Source organism: Vibrio sp. SCSIO 43155, assembly GCF_023716605.1.
GTDB classification, from domain to species: Bacteria; Pseudomonadota; Gammaproteobacteria; order Enterobacterales; family Vibrionaceae; genus Vibrio; species Vibrio harveyi.
Genome location: NZ_CP071853.1, coordinates 1,886,432 through 1,907,644 on the forward strand (window position 1 = coordinate 1,886,432; position 21,213 = coordinate 1,907,644).

General features: G+C 47.3%; 14 protein-coding genes. 7 read left to right on the forward strand and 7 right to left on the reverse strand.

All coding sequences use genetic code 11. From position 1 onward, the window contains the following. Nucleotides 1-2: 2 nt before the first annotated feature. The 7 genes from rpiA to J4N44_RS25315 all read right to left on the reverse strand — a co-directional run bounded on the left by rpiA (nt 3) and on the right by J4N44_RS25315 (nt 7,218). On the reverse strand, nt 3-698 hold the full coding sequence (gene rpiA / locus J4N44_RS25285) for a ribose-5-phosphate isomerase RpiA (RefSeq protein ID WP_009697920.1): 696 nt from the start codon (nt 696-698) through the stop codon (nt 3-5). Then, entirely contained in the window at nt 698-2,695 is a 1,998-nt protein-coding gene (tkt, locus tag J4N44_RS25290; RefSeq protein WP_252045388.1) for a transketolase, read from the reverse strand. Before tkt ends, rpiA begins: the two co-directional genes overlap by 1 nt. 12 nt (nt 2,696-2,707) lie before the next feature. Continuing rightward, the gene (gene tal, locus J4N44_RS25295) at nt 2,708-3,661 is read right to left on the reverse strand and encodes a transaldolase (protein ID WP_252045389.1); all 954 of its coding nucleotides are present in this window, start codon (nt 3,659-3,661) and stop codon (nt 2,708-2,710) included. Nucleotides 3,662-3,665: 4 nt separating this feature from the next. Then, nucleotides 3,666-4,400 carry an HAD family hydrolase gene (locus tag J4N44_RS25300; protein ID WP_017189624.1) on the reverse strand — a complete coding sequence of 245 codons (735 nt, stop codon included), beginning with the start codon at nt 4,398-4,400 and terminating at the stop codon, nt 3,666-3,668. A 23-nt stretch (nt 4,401-4,423) separates the two neighbouring features. Further along, nucleotides 4,424-5,581: an iron-containing alcohol dehydrogenase gene (locus J4N44_RS25305; RefSeq protein WP_005453032.1), complete on the reverse strand. Its 1,158-nt coding sequence runs from the start codon at nt 5,579-5,581 to the stop codon at nt 4,424-4,426. Between the two features lie 71 nt (nt 5,582-5,652). Further along, complete coding sequence (locus J4N44_RS25310) at nt 5,653-6,363, reverse strand: ribulose-phosphate 3-epimerase (protein WP_005453033.1); 711 nt, start codon at nt 6,361-6,363, stop codon at nt 5,653-5,655. A 9-nt stretch (nt 6,364-6,372) separates the two neighbouring features. Next, nucleotides 6,373-7,218 (reverse strand): Cof-type HAD-IIB family hydrolase, encoded by an 846-nt coding sequence (locus J4N44_RS25315; protein ID WP_069687812.1) that lies wholly within the window; start codon nt 7,216-7,218, stop codon nt 6,373-6,375. A 212-nt stretch (nt 7,219-7,430) separates the two neighbouring features. Between J4N44_RS25315 and ulaR the strand changes: the two genes are divergently transcribed. The 7 genes from ulaR to J4N44_RS25350 all read left to right on the forward strand — a co-directional run bounded on the left by ulaR (nt 7,431) and on the right by J4N44_RS25350 (nt 21,139). Then, nucleotides 7,431-8,207, forward strand: coding sequence for an HTH-type transcriptional regulator UlaR (gene ulaR / locus J4N44_RS25320; RefSeq protein ID WP_005453036.1), 777 nt, complete (start codon nt 7,431-7,433; stop codon nt 8,205-8,207). A 291-nt stretch (nt 8,208-8,498) separates the two neighbouring features. Continuing rightward, nucleotides 8,499-8,939, forward strand: a complete 441-nt coding sequence (locus J4N44_RS25325; protein WP_252045390.1) for a PTS sugar transporter subunit IIA — start codon at nt 8,499-8,501, stop codon at nt 8,937-8,939. Between the two features lie 11 nt (nt 8,940-8,950). Continuing rightward, on the forward strand, nt 8,951-10,351 hold the full coding sequence (locus tag J4N44_RS25330; RefSeq protein WP_252045391.1) for a PTS fructose transporter subunit IIBC: 1,401 nt from the start codon (nt 8,951-8,953) through the stop codon (nt 10,349-10,351). A gap of 121 nt (nt 10,352-10,472) precedes the next feature. Further along, nucleotides 10,473-13,304, forward strand: a complete 2,832-nt coding sequence (locus tag J4N44_RS25335) for a GH92 family glycosyl hydrolase (RefSeq protein ID WP_252045392.1) — start codon at nt 10,473-10,475, stop codon at nt 13,302-13,304. 133 nt (nt 13,305-13,437) lie between these two features. Next, complete coding sequence (locus J4N44_RS25340; protein WP_025534386.1) at nt 13,438-15,858, forward strand: GH92 family glycosyl hydrolase; 2,421 nt, start codon at nt 13,438-13,440, stop codon at nt 15,856-15,858. A 46-nt stretch (nt 15,859-15,904) separates the two neighbouring features. After that, nucleotides 15,905-18,610, forward strand: a complete 2,706-nt coding sequence (locus J4N44_RS25345; RefSeq protein ID WP_252045393.1) for a GH92 family glycosyl hydrolase — start codon at nt 15,905-15,907, stop codon at nt 18,608-18,610. A gap of 72 nt (nt 18,611-18,682) precedes the next feature. Further along, nucleotides 18,683-21,139, forward strand: coding sequence for a GH92 family glycosyl hydrolase (locus J4N44_RS25350; RefSeq protein WP_005453046.1), 2,457 nt, complete (start codon nt 18,683-18,685; stop codon nt 21,137-21,139). Nucleotides 21,140-21,213: the final 74 nt, after the last annotated feature.

The following is a 21,213-nucleotide window of genomic DNA, read 5'->3' on the forward strand; positions in this document are numbered from 1 at the left end:
TCTCAATTTACCGATAACCAACGAACGCCTTGTGTATTTGAAAACGCCATATAGTGCGCACGGCATTGAGAAAATATGCCATTCTCAACCACACCTGAAAGGGAGTTCAGTCGCTGTTCTAATTCGGTTGGCTCACTCATATCTAGACCAGAAACATCCAAAATAATATTGCCATTATCAGTAACGCAATCAGGGCGTTGCAAAGGACGGCCACCAAGGGATTTTAAGGCGAGAATAACTGGCATTTTCGCCGCTGGGAGGACTTCAATTGGCAGAGGGAATCTCCCCAACGTCTCCACTAAACGTCCTTCATCTGAGATGGTGATAAAGCACTTAGTCATAGAGGCAATGACTTTTTCACGCCCTAAAGCCGCGCCCCCACCTTTGATTGTGATGCCGTTTGTTAACCCTTCATCAATGCCATCAACGTAATAATCCACGTACAAGCAGTCTGCGAGAGGGATTTCTTTCAAACCTGAACTCTGGATGGCTTTAGAAGAGCGTTCTGAACTTGATACACAGTGAGCAAACGCCACGCCACTAGCTGCCAATAATTGGACAAATACTTCTGCTGTTGCACCTGTACCAATTCCAATAACCGTATCTGGAGTGACATTTTGTAGAATGTGGTCCAAGGCTGCTTTCGCAGCCTTAACTCTGACACATTCATCCACCGTATTTGTGATGAAAGTTTCCATTACGCGTTCTCCATCATACGCTTGGCAGTATCCACAACGTTTGCCACAGTAAAGCCGTACATTTCAAAGAGCTGATCAGCAGGAGCAGACTCACCAAAGCTCGTCATACCGATGATCTCTCCTTGTAAGCCCGCGTACTTAAACCAGTAATCTCGAATACCAGCTTCAATCGCGATACGATTGGTCACATTGGTTGGGAGAACGTGTTGCTGGTATTGTGCACTCTGCGCGTCAAACACGTCGGTTGCAGGCATCGAAACCACACGACAGCGAACATTGTTCAACTGCGCCTTTGCGTCCATAGCAAGAGCAACTTCAGACCCCGTGGCAATGAGAATAAGCTCAGGTTCACCGTCACAGTCGGACAAGATGTAACCACCTTTCGCGATGTTTTCTAATGTCTCCTCATCACGCTCAAATTGAACAAGATTCTGGCGCGAGAAAATCAGTGAAGTTGGACCATCCGTTCTCTCGACAGCGGCTTTCCAAGCGACTGCGGTCTCGACTTGGTCACAAGGACGCCATGTGCTCATGTTTGGCGTTAAACGCAGTGATGCGATTTGTTCCACAGGTTGATGCGTTGGACCATCTTCACCCAAACCAATTGAATCATGCGTGTAGACAAAGATGCTGCGTTGCTTCATCAATGCGGCCATACGCAATGCATTACGTGCGTATTCCATAAACATTAAGAATGTGCCGCCATAAGGAATAAAACCGCCGTGGAGAGCAATGCCATTCATCATGGCTGACATGGCAAATTCACGAACTCCGTAACTAAGGTAATTACCTGAAGCATCCTGAGCGGTAATTGCTTTTGAACCAGACCAATTCGTTAGGTTTGATGGAGTTAGATCTGCCGAGCCACCTAGGAATTCAGGTAAGTGCGCGCCGAAGGTCTCAATCGCGTTTTGCGATGCTTTGCGAGTCGCGATAGTCGCAGGTTTGGCTTGCAAAGTTTTAATCACATCTTCACTGATTTGAGCCCAGTTTTCTGGTAGGTCGCCCTTTACTCGACGATTAAACTCTGCTGCCAGCTCTGGGTATGCCGATTCATATTCCACAAAGCGATTCGCCCATTGCGCTTCCGCATCTTTACCTGCAACTTTGGCATCCCACGCTTGATAGATTTCATGCGGGATTTCAAACGGGGCGTATTCCCAACCTAGGTTTTGACGTACTAGCGCTACCTCTTCTTCACCTAACGGTGCACCATGACAATCGTGGCTTGCTGATTTGTTTGGCGATCCAAAGCCAATAATGGTTTTACAGCAAATTAACGTTGGCTTACTGGTTTCTGCCTGAGCCTCTAGAATCGCTTGGCGAATTGATTGAGCGTTATGACCATCAACATCCGCAATGACGTGCCAACCATATGCTTCAAAACGTTTAGGCGTATCATCCGAAAACCATCCTTCAACCTCGCCATCAATTGAAATGCCATTGTCATCCCAAAACGCAATCAGCTTGCCTAAACCTAGTGTGCCAGCTAACGAACAAGCTTCGTGGGAAATGCCTTCCATCATGCAGCCATCACCCATAAACACATAGGTGTGGTGGTCAACGATATCATGACCAGGACGATTAAACTGATCAGCTAATACCTTCTCAGCGAGTGCCATACCAACCCCATTGGTAATGCCTTGACCTAGCGGACCAGTCGTTGTTTCAATCCCCGGTGCATAACCATATTCTGGATGTCCCGCAGTCTTAGCATGCAACTGACGGAAAGATTGAATATCTGCCATCGTCAAATCATAGCCAGACAAATGCAATAAGCTGTAAATCAGCATAGAGCCATGACCGTTAGAAAGAATGAAACGGTCACGATCCGGCCAATTAGGGTTGGTGGGATTATGTTTTAGAAAATCACGCCACAGAACTTCCGCAATATCCGCCATGCCCATCGGTGCACCAGGGTGACCAGAGCCAGCTTTTTGCACCGCATCCATACTCAATACACGAATCGTGTCTGCAAGTTTATTTCGAGAGATCATCTTCACTGCTCCTTACAGACGTGCTTCAATCATTGCTTCTAGTTTGCCTTGGTCTACGGCAAAGTTACGAATACCCTCAGACAACTTCTCTGTCGCCATTGGATCTTGGTTCATTTCCCAACGGAACTCAGCTTCAGTCATTGCCGTTGGCGCAGGGTTCACATTCGTGCGTTGAGCATAAAGCTTTGGTTCAACCTCACCTTCTTGCGCTGCAAGTTGATCTAAGATTGCAGGACCAATCGTCAGACGATCACAGCCAGCTAGAGCGAGCACTTCGTCAGCATTACGGAAGCTAGCGCCCATAACCACAGTGTTGTAGCCATGATCTTTGTAGTAGTTGTAAATCTTAGAAACCGAGACAACACCCGGGTCTTCATGTGGAAGGTATTCTTTTTGATCAGTATTGTTTTTGTACCAATCTAAGATACGACCAACAAATGGAGAGATAAGGAATGCCCCCACTTCTGCACACGCTTTTGCCTGAGCAAAGTTAAACAGCAGCGTTAGGTTACAGTTAATGCCTTCTTTTTCGAGTACTTCTGCTGCACGAATGCCTTCCCATGTTGACGCCAGCTTGATCAAAATGCGCGCTTTCTCAATGCCAGCTTCTTGGTACATGGCGATCAATTTTCGCGCTTTCACCAAACTGGATTCTTTATCAAATGATAAGCGAGCATCAACTTCAGTAGAGATACGCCCTGGTACGGTTTTTAAGATTTCCACGCCGATGTTGACCGCCAATTTATCGCTTGCATCGATGATCTGCTGTGCTCTATCTGCGCTTTGTTTTTTCGCCCATTCAATCGCATCTACAATCAAGTGATCGTATTGAGGCATCTCTGCCGCTTTAAGCACTAATGAAGGGTTTGTCGTCGCATCTTGAGGCTGGAATGCAGCAATCGCATCAATGTCACCAGTATCAGCAACAACCGTTGTGTATTTTTTCAATTGTTCTAATTTGTTCATAACTCTATCTCGATAAGTTGATAATCAATTGCGCTAGCGAAATTTGACTCATTGACGATAAAACAATGTCTGCATGCGAGACATCTAAGTGCTGAGTCAGGTAATTGGTTACCGCAACTGTTGAAATACCTGCCGCTCGAGCCGCTGTAACTCCTGGAGGAGAGTCCTCAAAGGCAATGGCTTGACTGGCAGAAACTCCGAGTTTTTCTAGGCTAGTGAGATAAACGTCCGGAGATGGCTTACGACGTTCAATCGAGATTTCTTCTGCTCCGGTGAAACAGTCAAAGTAATGTTCTAAATTCAGGCGCTTCAGAATCGGCATGTAATGCTCGTATTCAGAACTTGTTGCTAACGCCATCTTAAGCTCCATTTGCTTTGCTGTGTCTAGATAGCAGCGAACACCTTTTCGTTCTGTTTGAAGTGCAATCAGTCGATAAGCATGACTAAAGACTTGTTGTCTGATTTCATCATCAGATAACACTTGCTTTGAATGATATCGATAAAGGTCACAAAGAGAGGTTGCTGGTACTGAGCTCCCAACTAGACCAGCAACCTGGAGTGGCGAAACATCAATCCCGAATGGCTTCATTAGAGCTTCCCAGGCCCTAAACAAACAGGTTTCTGTATCGACGAGTAGACCATCGAAATCGAAGATTAACGCTTGAATATCACGACGTTTGATGTCCTCTCTATCCACATTCAACGCTGCAAATTTCATTGTTTTTACTTCGTTTTCCATGTTCTCAACCCCTTTTTGTTCTGCTATACCAAGCTGGCGTGCAGAATCGTTTTCATCTCTTCGCCCGTTGTCAAAGGTAGGTTGAAGCAAAACGCTGGTTCTAATGCCTTTACGTCTTCCTCTGTGACTCCTACCTGCGTTAGGTTGTGCTCTAAACCAATTTGCCCTAAAAACGTGACTAAGTGCGTTGCTAGCGATTGCGCTTTTTCTTCAGTGCTTCCCACGGCACCAAATAGCTCAGCAACTTTTGCGTAACGTTCTGGTTGTTTACGCCATTGCAGTTGAACATAAGCGGGATAAACCACCGCTAGTGTCAAACCATGAGGTAAATTCGTTTTTCTACTACCTAAGATTTCCCCTAGAGGATGCGGTGCGCCTGCGCCACCATTAGCCAAGGAGATCCCAGCCAACGTATCAGCGCTTGCCAATCGACAACGACCTTCGATATCGGAGCCGTTCTTCACAACCGCAGGCAAGTTTTCTACCACCAGCTTCATGGCTTCTAGCGCCAAACTATCAACTAATGGTGAAGGTTTTGTGCCGGTGTACGACTCAAACGCATGTGAAAACGCATCAAAACCAGTCATCGCTGTCATACGAGGTGGTAAGGTCAGCATTAATTCAGGATCAATAATGGCTTCACATGGATAAAAATCAGGATGGAACAATGTCAGTTTTGAGTGGCTATCAAGATCAGTAATAACCGCTGCATGAGTAACCTGAGAGCCCGTTCCAGATGTTGTTGGTATCGCAATCAAAGGCACAGTTGATGCTGGCAGCGCCTTAATATCACCAAAAGGCGAATCATAATTTTTAAACCAGTGTGCCCAATCAATTGTGTCAACCTTCATGGTTGCTGCGATGATCTTCGCGGTATCGATCGATGAACCACCGCCAATGGCAAGTACAACGTCACAGTCAGCTTCGATACCAACTTGTCGTCCAAGCTCAACAACCGTCGTTGGCGGATTAGGTACAACGCCATCGAAGTGCGTTACATGAATATCTTGTTCGGCAAGCAAAGCAAAAATACGCTCATAAGCTGGTTTAACTGCTTCAAATATCGGTTCAGAGACAATCAAACAGCGTCGACCGTATTTGGCAATCATATGACCAATTTGGCTCACATTGCCCGGGCCAAAGCTCAGCTTAGTCGGTTGGTAGTGATTAAAATGTGTCATGGCAATTCCTTGGTTGGTGTCGAGCCGGAGCATTTCGAGGGGGAAGTTCAGCCCGACACCATTAACTCTAATTAAGCTAGTTCAGCGGCAACGGCTTCTTCAGCAGCATTCAGTGCAGCACGGAAATCTTTTACGCCAGCTGTAATGCCTTCTTTGTGACCGAAGATGTTGGTTGATGCCACCATCACATCAATGTCTTCTTTCAACAGCGGCTCTAGGTTGTGGTTACGGATACCACCGTCAACACACAATTCACAGTTAGGGTTACGCTCGTTAATTAGCTGACGCGCTTCGCGAATCATTTCAATCGCAGACTCACGCCATAACCATTCATCGTTGTTCACGCCATGAATAACAATGTGTAGTCGGTCTAGGTAGTAAATTGCTTCTTTAACGAAAGAGACAGGAGTAAAACAGCCAACGGTTAGACCAAACTTCATGTTGTAGTCACGGCAGTACTTCATCATGTACGCCAATGGCGCACCCAAGAAGTTCTCTGCTGGAAGAATCAGCATGTCTGCGCCAGCTTTAGCAATCTTTTCTACAAATAGACGATCACAATCTTTAAAGTAAGCGTGGACTTCGATTGGCTTATCCGTGTACTGACGAATACCTTCAACGATTTGATGACCACCCATAAGCTGCATGTTTTTCAAATCATGCATATCAGCAGCATCACAGTGAATGTAATCCGCACCCGCGTCAGACACTTCTTTTACGATATCTGCGATGTGGCCGTAATCTACGTGTGCAAGACCTGCTGCGATTTTTACTTTTTTCATTGTGTTTCCTTAATAGAAGTAAGAGTGTTGGCATGAATGCTGACCTTCAGACACGATCAATCTGAGGTACTGCCCAATGCCGCAACCGTTGTTATCTGTGACAATTAAGTTCGCTAACCCACGAATGGCTGGACTAGCGTTTTCCATTGCTACGGGTTCTCCAACAACGCGTAACATTTCTGCATCGTTGTCTCCGTCACCAAAAGCAATGGTGTATTTCGGATTCAGGTTGAGTTGATTAAGTAGGTGAAGAGTTGCGGTGCCTTTGTTCGCTCCCTTCGCTGTGATATCAAGCTTGTTCGGCGTTGAAAGATCGGCTTGTACATGATGATGAATCAGCACATCACGTAATTCACAGAGAGCGACTTTGTCTTCGCTAGAGACCAAGACTTTATATACATCACCACATTCATTAAGTAGTGAACGAACACTCGGTACAATTTTCATGTTGTCCTCAACGCCCAGTGCCAACATCTGTTGCTGAAGACCTAAGAAGTGTTCAGATTGTTGAGTCGCAAAAATGCCGTTTTCGCAGTAAAGCGTGAAGTAAAACTGACCAATATTGAGAGTGTCGAGTAATGCATTGAGTGCATTTGAACCAATGACTTGGCTATCATTGATGCTGCCTTGAACAGGGTCAAACTGGTAGGCGCCATTACAGCAAATCATCGGCAGTTCAATGCCAAGCTGCTTGGCAAAAGGAAGCATCAGGTTATGTGGACGACCACTTGCTAATGTGACTTTATAACCTTCACTAATCGCAAGTTTGATCGCTTCGATATTGTTACTACTGATCTGATTATGGTCATTTAACAGTGTGCCATCTAAATCGATAATGATTGCTTGATACTTCATTTTGGTCTCCAATGACTCTTTATGACGCAAAATGACTATAAACGGTCAAATAACGTCACGTAAAGTCATTTTTGACTTAAAATGATTCAAAACAAGCTAAAGATCACAAAAATCGGTCACAAACAATTCAAAAAACGTCATTTTGATTTTTTATTTGCTCAAAACGTCAAATTCGGTCAAAATTGGTCAAAACAAAAATCAAGGACTTAACTATGAATGAAGCTCAGCGTCATAGAAGGCTTTTGGAGTATCTAGAAAATCACACGTATATCAGCACGAGCGACTACGTTGAGATGCTTGATATTTCTCTATCAACAGCCCGACGCGACATAACAAAACTCGCAGAAGACGGGAAACTCACTAAGATCCGCAATGGTGCGGAAGTGATTAAATCAGAACAAGTAGCCACACAATCTCATGTTGCTTCTCATTTCATTCCTTCAGAAAAAGACATTGAGAATTTTGCAGCTAAATCTCGGATTGCCCAAGCCGCCGCTGAAATGTGTGATGAAGGTGATAGTGTGGTGGTAAGTGGCAGTAACACAACGTTATTGTTGGGTGACTATTTAGCTGGCAGCAACATTCAAGTGGTGACCAACTTTATGCCACTTGCTTACCAACTCATTCAGAAGAAACATTCTAGTTTGATCATTCTAGGTGGGCAGTATCTACCAGAGCGTCATATTACCATCTCACCAGATGCTGAAAATACTGACGACTATTCAAGTCGTTACGTTTTCTTCACAGGTACCGGTGTTTCGAAAGCTGGCGTGTACACTTCTGATCTCTTGGTTTACATGGCTGAGAAGAAACTATTGGAATACGGTGATCGTCTAGTAGCATTAGTCGATAGTAGCAAGATAGGCAAACACGGCGGAAAGCTTCTGGCTTCTGCCTCTCAACTTGATACCCTAATTACGGATCAAGGTGCCGATGAAACAACACTTAAAGCACTAGAAGAAGCTGGCGTTCAAGTAATTACGGTATAGCAACGTATTACCATAGACATAACAGCCGGAAGCAACAGTCATGTTCTTCCGGCTTTTTCAATTAATATTTGATTCCCTTCTCGTTTATTTTCAAGCTTCATTATTAATTTCAAAATAAATGGAATATAAGTCACAATACTAATTCCCTTCTAGCTCATTGATATTAATGACTTCTATCACACTTAGCTCTCAGTGATACAAAAATATAGTTATTGGATTTTTTTTACTATTTCAGAAAACCGTAACATTAATTAAATTTGCCTCATTACTTCAGTACCAATGAGTCAAAAAATGATTACAGAACTAACAAACGTCAATTTAATTAAAGGCAACCTTCAAGCAAATAATAAAAAAGAAGTCTTTGAAGAGCTAGCACAGATGCTATTCGAAAATAATCGAATCAGCAGCAAAGAGGCTTTTTTAACCGACATCGAAGCACGTGAAGCATTAAGCGTTACTTCAATGGACGGCATCGCTTACCCACACGCAAAAAGCAAAGCGGTTACAGAGCCTGCAATCGCTGTTGGCGTAAAGCGCGAAGGCATCGAGTATGGCGACGAAGAGGGAGTCAAACCGACCGTATTCTTCATGATTGCCTCACCAGATAACGGTGCCGACCACCATATTTATGTTCTTCAAGAATTATTCGGTAAATTTAGCGAAGAGTTTATTGAAGATATTCATAACGCAAAAAACGAAAACCAAATACTAAATATTTTAATTAATTCATAAGGCGTGAAATTATGAGTACAATCACAGCTCAAGCTACTAATAATAGCGATTTCAAAAAAATCCTAAGTACCATGAAAGGTCACCTTTTATTCGGTACTTCTCACATGCTTCCATTTATCGTTGCGGGTGGTGTACTACTGGCGCTAGCAGTAATGGCATCAGGTAAAGGTGCGGTTCCTGCGGACGGTTTATTGGCTGATATTTCTAATATCGGTATTAAAGGTCTGGTGCTGTTCCCAATTATTCTTGGTGGCTTCATTGGTTACTCAATTGCAGACAAACCAGCACTAGCACCAGCGATGATCTCTTCTGGCATCATGGCTGACATGGGCGGCGGCTTCCTTGGTTGTATCGTAGCGGGTTTCATCGCAGGTGGTGTGGTATTCCAACTTAAGAAGATCCCTCTTTCTGCTAACATGACTGCGTTGGGCGCCTACTTCATCTACCCTCTACTAGGTACGCTTATCTCTGCAGGTATCGTTCTATGGGGTATCGGTGAGCCAATCAAGATCTTCATGGCTTCTATGAACGAATTCCTAGCTTCTATGGCTGGCGCTTCTAAAGTGGTTCTAGGTACGATTCTTGGTGGTATGACTGCATTCGATATGGGCGGTCCAATCAACAAAGTAGCAACGCTATTCGCTCAAACTCAAGTTGATACTCAACCGTGGCTAATGGGTGGTGTTGGTATCGCAATCTGTACGCCTCCTCTAGGTATGGCACTAGCAACATTCCTATTCAAGAAGAAGTTCACTAAGCAAGAGCAAGAAGCAGGTAAAGCAGCAGCAATCATGGGTTCTATCGGTATCTCTGAAGGTGCTATCCCATTCGCAGCAAACGACCCTGTACGCGTTCTTCCTTCAATCGTTGCTGGTGGTATCGTTGGCTGTGTGTTCGGTTTCCTAACAGACGTACTACTACACGCACCATGGGGCGGTCTAATCACAGCACCTGTATCAAGCAACATCCCAATGTACGTTGTGGGTATCGCACTAGGCTCTCTAACAACAGCAGTTATCGTTGGCTTCTGGAAACCAGTTGCTGAAGAAGAAGCAGAAGACGAAATCGCAGAAGCAGCACCTGCACAAGCTCAAGCGGCTCCAGCAGCAGGCGAAGGCGAGTACGACATCGTAGCAGTAACATGTTGCCCATCTGGCGTAGCACACACATTCATGGCAGCGAAAGCACTAGAGAAAGCAGGTGCAGCAGCGGGTCTGAAAATCAAAGTAGAAACTCAAGGTCAAAACGGTATCCAGAACCGCATCACTGACCTAGATGTAGCAAACGCGAAGCTGGTTATTCTAGCTCATGATATCCAAGTAAAAGACGCTCACCGCTTTGCAAAAGCAAACGTTGTTGAGTGTTCAACGAAAGAAGCGATGCGTAACGCAGCGACTCTTGTGAAAGCTTAAACCTTAAGCTCCTCCCCCTAAGAGCCCTTTCCCCCAAAGGGCTCTATTTCAAGTTTTTAAGTTTTAGTAATACCCCTGATTTTTTTAATTATATAACCCTACAATTTACAAGGCTTTAAAAATGAAATTCAAACCTTCCCTACTCGCTTGCGCAGTTCTCAGTGGTCTAGTCGGTCTGACTGGCTGTAACGACGACACAACCAACATTTATGAAGGCGGTGACACCAACCCTGCACTGCCGGATATTCCTGACGGCGGCAAGCCAGTATGTCCTCCAGTTGGCGATGGCGACTGTGATGACAAGCCAAACCCAGAAACACCTGAAATCGACATGGGCGTTCACATCCCGGTAGATTTCGCCGATATGGACGTAACACGCTACGTCAACCCATTCATCGGCACAGGTAACCTAGGCAACACCTACCCAGGTGCAACCACACCACACGGCATGGTGCAGCTTTCTCCAAACAACGGTTCTAACGGCTGGGAATACATTTCAGGCTACTACTACCACGACGCACGTACTTCCGGTTTCTCTCATACCCACCTTTCCGGAGCAGGTGCTGGCGACTTGAACGACATTCTCGTCATGCCAATCAACTCGCGTTCGGATTACATGATTGATGAAGGTTCGGCAACGCTAAACCTAGAAGCGTCTCGCTTCCAACATCGTGACGAGCAAGCGACGGCAGGTTACTACAAAGTCGATCTATTGGATTACGACATCAAAGCAGAATTGACGGCGTCTGATCGCGTTGGTGTTCACCGCTACACCTTCCCTCGTGATGAGAAGTCAGAAATCATCGTTAACACTGGCTTCAAAATTAACTGGGACTACACTTCAGATTCTTACTTGAAATGGGACAAAGACAATAACCGTCTTGAAGGTCACCGTTTCTCAGATGGTTGGGCACCAAGCCAAAAAGAATTCTTCGTGATGGAATTCGACCAACCAATCAAAAACGTTCGCTTTGCTTACTACGATAAAGAGCAAGGTCGTTACATGGACGTGCCAGAAGGCATTACGGAAATCGGTAACGAGACACGCGGCAAGTACCAATACGCGCGCGCTTACGTAGAGTTCGACACATCCAAAGACGGCTTAACGGTTGAAGCGAAATTGGCGCTATCAAACGTTGAGATTGGCGAGAATGGCAAGTCTGGTGCTTCTCTTAACATGACAGAAGTTGCGGGCATGAACTTCGACCAAGTACGCGAAGCGGCAACGAAGAAATGGAAAGACGAACTCGGCAAGATCCAAGTCTCTGGCGACGAAGATTACAAACAGACGTTCTACACCGCGATGTACCACTCGTACCTAGGTCAAACCATTCACTCTGACTTAGATGGTCGCTACCGCCAAGTTCACCAAGGTCGTAACGCTTACCCAGATGGCAACACACCTTGGGGCGATAAGATTGATACGCTGAAAGAGTCGATCCGCACTGCCGATGCCAACAAAGATGGCAAAGCAGACTTCACGCGCTACGACACTTTCTCTCTGTGGGATACCTACCGCGCAGTTCAACCGTTGTCTTCGATTCTTGAGCCAGACCGCTTAGCAGATGTGGTGCTGTCTATGCTGTCTTACGCCGAAGAAGAATGGGTGGATGACAAAGGCAACGTGCGCAAAGGTCGTCTGCCTGAGTGGACATTCAAAGGCAACGAAACCGGCATGATGATGGGCATGCACTCAACGCCTGTGATTCATGATGTGTTGTCGAAAGGTTCACTAGAAAAACGCATGATCGACCTTGGTTTTACAGAAGCAGAGCGCAAAGACGTAAAAGAGCGCTTAGTTGAAGCGATGATCACTGACGCACGCGCAGCAACGAGTCAAGGCGTAGCATGGATCAAAGAGTACGAAGAACAAGGTTACGTGCCAGCGCAATTGCACGACACTCCACCAGATTCTTACGGCGGTCACTCACCATTTAAAGACTCTTGGACAGCATCTTACTCGCTTGAGTACTCAATGAACGACTGGGCAATCGCGCAATCGATCAAGGAAGTCTTCGGTGAAGAAGATCCACGCTACACCGAGTTCGCTAACCGCTCTAAAAACTGGCAAGCGCAATTCGACTTCGGTGGTAAGCAATACCAAGGTTGGTTCAAAGCCCGTGACTATGATGGCGAGTTTATCGATGCAGGTTGGGTAGACCCAATCACCGGTCGTGCGGTTGGTAAAGACTGGCGTCCAGACATGTTCAACTGGTCATTCTCTGAATCGAACGGCTGGCAATACTCGTTCAGTGTTCAGCACGACATTCATGGCTTGATTGACCTGATGACACGCTTCGACAAGACACAAAACCCTGAAGCAGAACGCGGTGACTTGTTTGCAGCGCGCTTGGATGAGTACTGGTCAACCTACCCAGACCGCAACGCAGGCGACAACCAATTCCCAGTGTTCAACACAGGTAACGTTGGTCAGCACGTTCAAGGTAACGAACCAGATATCCACGTGCCGTACTTGTACAACTACGTCGGTCAACCTTGGAAAGGTCAGGCAGCCATCGCCGCAGCAACCAACATTTGCTACAAGAACACCGCTGACGGCATTTGTGGTAACGACGACTTCGGTACGCTCTCTGCGTGGTTCGTGTTCCGTGCACTTGGCTTCTACCCAGTGAACGCTTCTTCTGGCATCTACGAAATCGGTACTCCGCTGTTTGAAAGCGCGTCTATCGATGTCGGCAACAACCAGAAGTTCACGGTGACCGCGAAGAACGTTAGCCGCGAAAACATCTTCATTCAATCGGCTCGCTACAACGGCAAAGACTTCAACCGCACTTACCTAACTCATGACGAAATCATGTACGGCGGTGAGTTGGAGTTCGTGATGGGCGACAAACCAAATCAACGTTGGGGCTCTCTAGAGCAAGATCTTCCACCAGCACAAGGCATCGGTGAGTTCTTGCATGAAGACGAGATGCCAGCAGGTTCTCGTTAATCCCAATAGTGACAACTCAGCCGGGGGAACGCATCTCCCGGCTATCCCTACAAGCAAATTTTATAAGCAGTCCTTTATAAACAGTCTCTTATAAACACTTTTTATATACGAATAACGACAAAACGGTATGCACATGTTTAAACGTAATCTTATCTCTTTGGCTATCCTGGTTGGTCTGACGGGTGGCTTAGCTGGCTGTAACAGCGACAACGATTCTTCCTCTTCACTGCCGGGTGATCCAATTGTTGATCTTGCGGTATTGAAATACGTCGATCCTATGATCGGCACAGCAGCTTCTGGTCATACATTCCCGGGCGCGACGGTACCGGCAGGTATGGTTCAACTGTCTCCAGATACTTTCATCGGTTCTAACACAGACCATGAATCAGGACTTAACCCTTGGCACTCAGCATCTGGCTACTGGGATTCATCCAACTACGAAACTGGCGAAGTAGTTAACACTGACGTTCCGCTGTACGGCTTCTCCCATACTCACCTTTCAGGTACAGGCGCAACGGACTTAGGCGACATCTTGGTTCTGCCATACGCAGACATGGCAAACACTCAGCTGAACTCTTTCGACAAAGCCAATGAAGAAGCAAGCGCAGGCTACTACAAAACCAAGCTAAACCAAGGTCAAATCGAAGTAGAACTGAGCGCAACCAAACGCGTTGGTTTGCATAAATACACCTTTGCTGATGGCGCAGACCGCAACGTGAAGTTCGATTTGGGTCATACCCTAATGAACAACAACGGCAAGTCTTTGAAGAACAAAGTAGAAGTGGTGGACGAATACACCATTCGCGGTCGTAAAACATCAACAGGCTGGTTCCAAGGGCAAGACCACCAAGGTCAAGACATCTTCTTCTACGCTAAATTCAACCAACCAATCGCCAAGGCACTGTTAGGCGAACAAGATCTAGAACCAACGCGCGAAATGCGTAATGGTGCGGTTTACTCAGGCGATGATCTGACCGCTTACCTAAACTTCGGCACAGGCGAAGAGCCAATTGAAATCCGCGTGGGTATCTCTCCAGTTAACTGGCAAGGCGCACAGAAAAACTTAGAAGCAGAAGCACCAAGTTTCGACCTAGCAAAAGTGAAAGAAGACGCGGAATACGCGTGGGCTGAGAAGCTAGCAAAAATCAAAGTAGAAGGCGGCACAGACGCAGAGAAAACCAACTTCTACACTGGCATGTACCACATGATGATCGCACCAATCGAATTCTACGATGTGGATGGTCAATACGTGGATATGCTTGGCACGGTGCGCACACTGAAAGATGGCGACACACCAAACTACTCTATTTACTCAACGTGGGATACGTTCCGCGCGGTTCACCCAATGTGGACCATCATCGACCCAGACCAAGCGACGCTATACGTGAAAGACTTGATTCGTAAATCCAACGACGAGTTTGGTTTATTGCCGAAATGGGAAGGTCACGGCTCAGAGACAGGCACCATGATCGGCTACCCATCGGCAGCGATTCTGGGCGATGCAGTAACCAAAGGCTTGATTGATGCAGAGCAAGCTTACACCGCATCAGTGAAATCAGCACGCTACACACCGCATGAGTACCCACAGATTCATGACGACATCCTAAGCTCACTCATGGCAGGTCAGTTGAACTACCACGAGAAAGAACAGTGTGTTCGTTACCCGAACTGGAACTCAGTGTCGTACTCATTGGAATTCTCATTCTACGATTGGACGATCGCAGAAATGGCAAAAGCCGCTGGCGATATGGACGCGTATGAAGAGTTCAAAGCTCGTTCTTACAACTCATTGAAACACTGGGATGCAAAAGCAGGTAACGCAGACGGCACGGGCTTCTTCGTACCAACAGAATTGAAAGAAGGCGACCCATGTGCACTGAAATACGCTTCAACTGACTTCGACCCTTACAAGTCTGACGCGTTCTACTACACAGAAGGTAACGCGTGGCAATGGCAATGGGCGTTCATGCAAGACTTAGACAAGCTGACTGAAATCATGGGCGGCACGCAAGGTCTGAACGACAAGCTGAACAACCTATTTACTGCCGATCCAAATGGCGGTGAAGCGCACCAAGACATGACAGGCTACATCGGTCAGTACATTCACGGTAACGAGCCTTCGCACCACGTTATCTACTTGTACAACCGCACTGAAGAATCTTACAAGGCGCAGGAATACCTAGACCAAGTTTACGACCAGTTCTACAAACCGACGCCAGACGGCATCATCGGTAACGAAGACGTGGGTCAAATGTCGGCGTGGTACTTGATGTCGGCACTGGGCTTCTACCAAATCTCGCCAACCGATCCAACCTACAGCATCGGTCGTCCAATCTTCGACAAAGCGACGGTAGACATTGGTTCTGGCACGTTCACGGTAACGGCTGAGAACAACGGTCCAGACAACATGTACATCAAAGAAGTAACCATCAACGGTAAGCCTCTGGATGTGTACAACACCTTCCAGCACAGCGAATTCAAAGCAGGCGGCGAACTGCACTTCGTGATGACGGCTGACAAGTCTGAAGCAATGCAAGCCAACCTAGGCGAATAATGATTTTGAGGGGACCTCGTGTCCCCTTTTCTCGTGGAATAAAACAATGAAACTAAAAAGAACCCTACTCTCTACCGCAGTGTTAACCGCCATGCTTGGTCTTGCTGGTTGTGGCAGCGACTCTGATCCAGAAACTCCAGTTATCTCTACCCCTACTTTGGAATTCGTTGATACCTTGATCGGCACTAAAGGTCTTGGCAACGTTAACCCTTCTCCAGTCATGCCAGAAGGTATGATTCAACCTTCACCAGATAACTTCGATCCAAACGGTTGGAATGGTAAAGGCTCGCCTGTTGAATACGATCCTGTGCACAGCTTGCTTTCTGGTTTCTCAATGACGCACATTTCTGGCGCAGGTAAAGGCGACCTAAACGACTTCGCTTTCTTGCCATACACCAGCTTCAATACCGATGCCGTGACCATGGATAAAAGCTCGGAAGTGGCAGAAGTTGGTTACTACTCGGTTGATCTTGTAGAAACTGGCGTAAAAGCTGAGCTGTCAGCAACCGACCGCGTGGCGTTCCAGCGTTACACCTTCAAGCCGGGTGAAGACCGCAAAGTGCGTATCGACCTGCAACACGAACTGTTGGAGCAATACGGCAACCATTCTCGCAGCATCTACTACAAACGCGTTAACGACACTACAGTCGTAGGCGCGCGTACCTCAAACGAATGGGGTCAATGGCAAACCGTGTTCTTCGCAGCAGAATTCTCTGATCCAATCATTGAAGAGAACCTGTACACCAAGCTGGCTTCTGAGAGCAAACTCACCCCAACTGACGCTACCGAAGTCGGCTTGGAAGATTACCGTGGCTACGCAGAGCACAAACCAATGCCGGGCGAACCAGAACCTGACCCAGAACGTTTGGCAAAACGCGCAAACGATGTCCTGACGCATTTGAACTTTGGTAAGAGCGATGAGCCATTGGTGGTCAAAGTAGCGATTTCTGGCACTGGCGTTGACGGCGCACTGAAAAACCTAGAAGCAGACACTAACGGCTGGGACTTCGACAACGTCGTACAACAAAACCGCGTGGCTTGGGAAAACATCCTTGGCGAGTTTGAACTAGAAGGCGGCAACAAAGCCGACAAGACCATGTTCTACACCTCGCTCTACCGTACGTTTGTTGCTCCATTCCTATACCAAGACGTGGATGGCAAATACCGTGGCATGGATGGCAAAGTACACCAAGCAGAAGATGGCTTAGTGAACTACTCAGTGTACTCAATGTGGGATACCTTCCGCGCGGCACACCCACTGAAAACCATCATCGATAAAGACCGCGCGATTGAACACGCACGCGATCTATTGAACAAATACCAAACGGGCGGCGTGCTGCCAAAATGGGAACTGCACTCGGATTACACCGGTGAAATGGTCGGTCATCCTGCGGTCTCGGTTATCGCCGATATCATGGTCAAACACCCAGAAGCCTTTACCGCAGCTGAGTTTGATTTGGCGTTGAAAGCCGCTGACGAAACCGTCAACTTCAACCTTGATAAAACTGAAAGTTGGGTGCCTTACCAAGACGCTTGGAATGGTGACAAACGCTTCACGGTCATGACGCGTCATAACGACTACCAAGAAGACGTCGGCTTTATTCCAGCTAACACCAAATGGGCACCGGACTCTGGCGACAAACCGGGTTACGTGGAAGGCTTAAAAGTCGATAAATACGACGAGCTCGTGAACGAGTCGGTGTCTTACGGTCTTGAGAACGCATACTACGACTGGTGTATCGCTCAGATTGCTAAACTTGCTGGCAACGACCAACAGTACGACCGCTACATGGCACGCTCAGAATCGTTCAAGAACTACTTCGATTACAACCCAGAGCAATACGGCAAACTGCAAGACACCAAAGGCAACGCATTGGGTGCGACGGGCTTTATGCGTCCGGCTTACATGAACAGCGGTAGCAAGGTTTGGGCAAACAACCTGAAAGCCGAATGTTTGGACGAGAACATGGCGCTGTCTATCCCAGAAGGTATGGACTACAACGCGTGTAAAGACCGCAAAGCACTCAACGAAAGTGACGTGTTCTGGCCTTACCGCGCCGAGCACCGTGGCGAAGACTTCACCGAAGGCAACACATGGCAATGGACATGGTTTGCACCGCACAACTTGAACGGTCTGGCTAACGTGATGGGTGGTGAGCAAATCGACCGTACTGACTTCTCTCTTCCTGAAGACGTAACCGAACAAGGCAAAGCGGCATTCTTAGCCAACTTGAATGCGCTGTTTAATGCAGACTCCAACGCCGATACGAGCCAATCACACGACATGTCGGGTTACATCGGTCAGTTCGTGATGGGTAACGAGCCTGATCACCACGTGCCTTACCTCTACAACTGGACGGCAGAGCCTTGGAAGACACAAGAAATCGTCGACCAAGCGATGAACGAATTCTACCACCCAACGCATGAAGGTCTGATTGGTAACGAAGACGTCGGTCAAATGTCTGCGTGGTACGTGATGTCTGCATTGGGCTTCTACCAAGTCACACCGGGTGAAGCAAGTTACACCATCGGTCGTCCTCTGTTCGACAAAGCCGTGATTCCAGTCGCGGACGGTAAATTCACCATCACCTCAGAAAACAACAGCCAAGAGAGCATCTACGTGAAGTCGGTGACCATCAACGGCAAACAATTGAGTGACAACTTCAGCTTCGCGCACAGCGATTTGAAAGATGGTGGTGAGCTGCATTTCGTCATGACTTCAGACAAATCTGAAGCGATGAAAGCGCAGTAGTCGACACCTATCCAAATAACGAAAGGGGGCATCTAGCCCCCTAAAAAACTTCACTTCAGTGGAACCATAAAAATGAAACTAAAAAGAACCCTTATCTCTACCGCTATACTCGCTGCCATGTTTGGTCTTGCTGGCTGTAACAGTGATGACGACAACAGCAAATCTGGAACACCATCCCTCGACACCACGCTAACCCAATACGTCAATCCATTGATTGGTACAGGCGCAGATGGTCACACCTTCCCGGGGGCGGTTGTGCCTTACGGTTTAGTGCAACTTTCTCCTGATACCGAAATGGAAGGCTGGGGCTCTGCTGCCGGTTACTTCGACCACGGCAAGCTGACTGAAATCCCAGTGTATGGCTTCTCCCACACTCACCTTTCTGGCACAGGCATTACCGACCTTGGTGACATCTTAGTTCTGCCTTTTACCAAAAAAGAAAACGCCGTTTTCAACACTTTCGATAAAGACAACGAAACTGCAGAAGCGGGTTACTACGCGGTTGAACTGAACAAAGGCGAAATCAAAGCCGAGCTAACTACCACGCAACGTGTTGGCTTCCACCGCTACACCTTCAAAGAAGGCACCACGCCACATATCAAGTTCGATTTAGACCACACCCTCAACAAAGGTCACTTCAACAACCGCACCATGAAGGGTGATTTAGAGTTCATCGACGCTTACACCATCCGCGGTTTACGTAGCTCAAACGGATGGGCGAACAACCAGCACGTCTACTTCTACGCCACCTTCAACCAACCTATCGTCAAAGCCATTGCTTTGGTTGACGGCGCAGAAACCGAAATCGATGTAAACAACGACAACATCGACGCAGTGAAAACCATCGCTTACCTAGAATTCGCACCATCATCAACACCGCTAGAAATCCAAGTAGGCTTGTCACCAACAGGCACAGAAGGTGCGGAGAAAAACCTAGAAGCAGAAGCGAAAGACGTGTCATTTGATACTGCGCGCGCTCAAGCCAACGACGCATGGCACCAAGAGCTTAGCCGCATGATGGTATCTGGCGGCACGGAAGATCAGAAAGAGATCTTCTACACCGCGCTTTACCACGCTTCTATCGCGCCAATGATTTTCCAAGATGTCGACGGCCAATACCCTGCGATGCGTACTCGCATTCAAAAAGACGCGGGCGACACACCAAACTACTCCGTGTACTCCATGTGGGATACTTTCCGCGCTGCGCACCCACTGAAAACCATTATTGACCCAGAACGTGCCGAAGAGTTTGCTAACGACTTGATTCGTAAATACGAAGACGGTGGCATTCTGCCGAAATGGGAACTGCACAGCCATTATACGGGCACTATGATCGGCTTCCCTGCGGTCTCTATCATTGCTGACGCGATGGCAAAAGGCTTAGACATCGACCCACAACTTGCCAAAGAAGCGGCTGAGTTTACGGTGCGTTACCACGAGGCGTCTGAATTCCCAGATTGGACGGAAGACAACAACATCGGCGCAGCAAACGTTGTGCAAGTGAAGGTGTACGAAGAAAACGGCTTTGTTCACCACGGCTACTGGAACAGTGCCTCTTACACGCTTGAGTTTGCTTATGGCGACTGGGCAATGGCAGAAATCGCGCGCATGGCTGGCGATGTAAAACTGCAAGAAGAGTTTATGACTCGTGCCGACAACTGGCTCAACCATTGGGATGCAGAGACGGGCTTCTTACGTCCGAAAAACCACCCGCTGAGTTCATCACCAAACAAACCGCCTTTGGAGTTCAACCAACCGATTGATGAAGATCGTTTGGATGAGTGTGAAATGGTTGAATGGCCAGAAGGCTCAGGCGTGATGAAAGAGAAATGCCCACTGCTACCATTTGACCCTTACTACGTGGACGAGTTTGCCTACACCGAAGGGAACGCGTGGCAATGGAAGTTCCAACCAATGCACGATTTCAACCGTCTGAAACAAGAAATCTACCAAGCAGACTTGGCGCAAGGCAAAGACACCACACCAGAGAAAGCCTTCCGTGAAGACTTGGACGAACTATTCAACGCGCGTTCTTCAAACACAGGTGAAGAGCTGCCAGACCTAACGGGTTATATCGGTCAGTACATGCACGGTAACGAGCCATCGCACCACATTCCTTACCTATATGCGCTAACGGATGAGCCATGGAAAGCGCAGGAGTACCTAGACCGCATCATGTCAGAGATGTACACCAGCGAACCAACTGGTTTGATTGGTAACGAAGACGTAGGTCAGATGAGCTCTTGGTACTTGATGTCAGCAATGGGCTTCTACCAAGTGACGCCTGCGGATCCGGTGTACACCATCGGTCGTCCTATGTTTGATGAAATCACCATTCCAGTGGAAGGCGGCGAATTCACAGTCATCGCAGACAACAACAGCCCACACAACAAGTACGTGAAGTCCGTAACCATCAACGGCAAGCCGCTGGATGCCAACTTCACCTTCAAACACAGCGAAATCAAAGCGGGCGGCGAGCTTCACTTCGTCATGACGGGTGACAAGCAAGAAGCGCTTCAAGCTCAGTAACGTTTTATGTAATTCGTGTTTAAAGAATAAGCAGATAGATTAACTCAGTGGCAGGAAGTGACGCGCTTCCTGCC

Coding starts and splice junctions, on each gene's coding strand:
- J4N44_RS25305 (WP_005453032.1), bottom strand. CDS start 5,581: ATGACACATTTTAATCACTACCAACCGACTAAGCTGAGCTTTGGCCCG.
- ulaR (WP_005453036.1), top strand. CDS start 7,431: ATGAATGAAGCTCAGCGTCATAGAAGGCTTTTGGAGTATCTAGAAAAT.
- tkt (WP_252045388.1), bottom strand. CDS start 2,695: ATGATCTCTCGAAATAAACTTGCAGACACGATTCGTGTATTGAGTATG.
- J4N44_RS25300 (WP_017189624.1), bottom strand. CDS start 4,400: ATGGAAAACGAAGTAAAAACAATGAAATTTGCAGCGTTGAATGTGGAT.
- J4N44_RS25330 (WP_252045391.1), top strand. CDS start 8,951: ATGAGTACAATCACAGCTCAAGCTACTAATAATAGCGATTTCAAAAAA.
- J4N44_RS25335 (WP_252045392.1), top strand. CDS start 10,473: ATGAAATTCAAACCTTCCCTACTCGCTTGCGCAGTTCTCAGTGGTCTA.
- tal (WP_252045389.1), bottom strand. CDS start 3,661: ATGAACAAATTAGAACAATTGAAAAAATACACAACGGTTGTTGCTGAT.
- rpiA (WP_009697920.1), bottom strand. CDS start 698: ATGGAAACTTTCATCACAAATACGGTGGATGAATGTGTCAGAGTTAAG.
- J4N44_RS25345 (WP_252045393.1), top strand. CDS start 15,905: ATGAAACTAAAAAGAACCCTACTCTCTACCGCAGTGTTAACCGCCATG.
- J4N44_RS25350 (WP_005453046.1), top strand. CDS start 18,683: ATGAAACTAAAAAGAACCCTTATCTCTACCGCTATACTCGCTGCCATG.
- J4N44_RS25315 (WP_069687812.1), bottom strand. CDS start 7,218: ATGAAGTATCAAGCAATCATTATCGATTTAGATGGCACACTGTTAAAT.
- J4N44_RS25325 (WP_252045390.1), top strand. CDS start 8,499: ATGATTACAGAACTAACAAACGTCAATTTAATTAAAGGCAACCTTCAA.
- J4N44_RS25340 (WP_025534386.1), top strand. CDS start 13,438: ATGTTTAAACGTAATCTTATCTCTTTGGCTATCCTGGTTGGTCTGACG.
- J4N44_RS25310 (WP_005453033.1), bottom strand. CDS start 6,363: ATGAAAAAAGTAAAAATCGCAGCAGGTCTTGCACACGTAGATTACGGC.